At 59.3% G+C, this 1,653-nt stretch carries 1 protein-coding gene; it reads right to left on the bottom strand.

Annotated elements, in window-relative coordinates; all coding sequences use genetic code 11:
• Positions 1–32: 32 nt before the first annotated feature.
• Positions 33–1,589: an ISL3 family transposase gene (locus ACQZ6J_RS33850; protein WP_077473006.1), complete on the bottom strand. Its 1,557-nt coding sequence runs from the start codon at positions 1,587–1,589 to the stop codon at positions 33–35.
• Positions 1,590–1,653 lie beyond the last annotated feature (64 nt).

Raw genomic sequence — 1,653 nt, 5'->3', positions numbered from 1 at the left:
TGGCTCTGACGCACATTTGCTGCTGTGCAGGTCTACGACGCACCGATCAACCGCGCCTGCAGGAGATCGAGTTTTGCTCTTCCGTACATCTGGCGCTTAATGAGCTTTAAGCGTGTGATCTGTCCTTCCGTTTGCCCATTTGACCACGGTGATATGATTGCATTCCTGACGGCGTCGAGGTCTTTTTCGACGCCGCCGGCAAACGATCCGACCAAGCTGTCCTTAGCGGCTTCCAACCACTCGTCGAGCTTCCGCGCTGTCTTCGAGCGGATCATGGACTGGAAATCACCAATGGCCGTACGGGCGACCACAAGGTCCGGGACGTTCACTTCGATCGCCGCCACCAGGATCGCTTCGGATTTTGCAAGGTCGTCGCGCGCGGTGGTCATGAGCCGTGCGATAACCCGTGCGGACGGCGTTCTGGCGAGCCCGCTCTGATTGGCCTTTTCCGCAAGACGTCGGCGTTGAGCCCATTGCGATACGACACCACTCTGTCCCACAAAGCCCTTCGTCTTCATCTCACGCCAGAGTGCCGAAGCGTTCCGTGCCCCTTCTTCCCAGCGGCTGTTGAGCCAAGGCGACCAGCTATCCAGAGAACTTGGCCGCGTTCGGAACACGTCGAGACGCTGCCCCCTTAAAATGTCGCGAACGAGCTTCCGGCTATGGCCGGTTTGCCGCACAATCTGCCGAATTGATGTTCCCTTTTTCGACAGCTCCCGAACCGCCTCGTTCGTTTCCTGGCGGCGTAGATACCCCTCATACTGCAGCTTCTCGGCGTAGGTCAGAAGCTTTGGATCAACGACACTGCTGCCGACCGCCTGCCTGATCTGTCGCATCGACTTGCCGACAGCGTCGAGGAAGGCCCGGCTGGAATTCTCCATTAGGTGCCAGCGATCAGCAACCTGCTCAGCATTGGGCAATGCCTTCGCAATAGCCTCACCATAGCCGCCGCCCCGATCGCGAGCGACGGTGGAGATCGACTGATGCCCGGCAAGCCACGCTCGAGACGTATCCAACGCTCGATCCTGTAGCAGGGTGACGGGCTTCCGCCGCTCCAGATCGCAGACGATCGTTCCATAGGTTTGGCCCCGCCGGAAAGCAAAATCATCAATGCCGATGACGGTGAGTTCATCATCCTGGTCGGCAACACGGCGGCGAACCACCCGCAGCAGTGTGTCATTGCTCACTGGTACCATCAGACGATTGGCAAAGGCCGCCGCCGGTCTGCCACCGAGCGCCAAACCAAGATGGTGAACAATGGTCTCCAGCCGCTGGGTGCGCCGACCGTAACGTGCGAGCACGCCACTATCGAACTGTTCGCAGAAGATACGCCGACCGCACAGAACGGCATCGCACCAGAACCGACGCGTCACGATCGCCAGCTCAACTCGACGACCGCCAAACGGCAGGTCAGCGGGCCGACGCAGATATCGGCTTTGAACTCGTCGGCTCTGTCGACCACAGGCTGGACACGTTCCGGAGAGGGCGCGCGATCGCAGCCGAACTTGCACACGCTCTTCGATAATCGTCACATCATCAACTGCAAAACCGGACGGAGCGAGGCTCGCCCGTTGAAATCGTTGCTGCATAGCTGATCCTCCGATGAACCAGCAGAAGCATCATCCTCAACAGCAGCAAATGTGAGTCAGAGCC

This window comes from Rhizobium sp. A37_96 (assembly GCF_053521765.1).
The sequence above is the reverse complement of the archived record's forward strand: the minus strand, read 5'-3'. Positions and strand labels throughout refer to the sequence as shown.

Coding starts and splice junctions, on each gene's coding strand:
- ACQZ6J_RS33850 (WP_077473006.1), bottom strand. CDS start 1,589: ATGCAGCAACGATTTCAACGGGCGAGCCTCGCTCCGTCCGGTTTTGCA.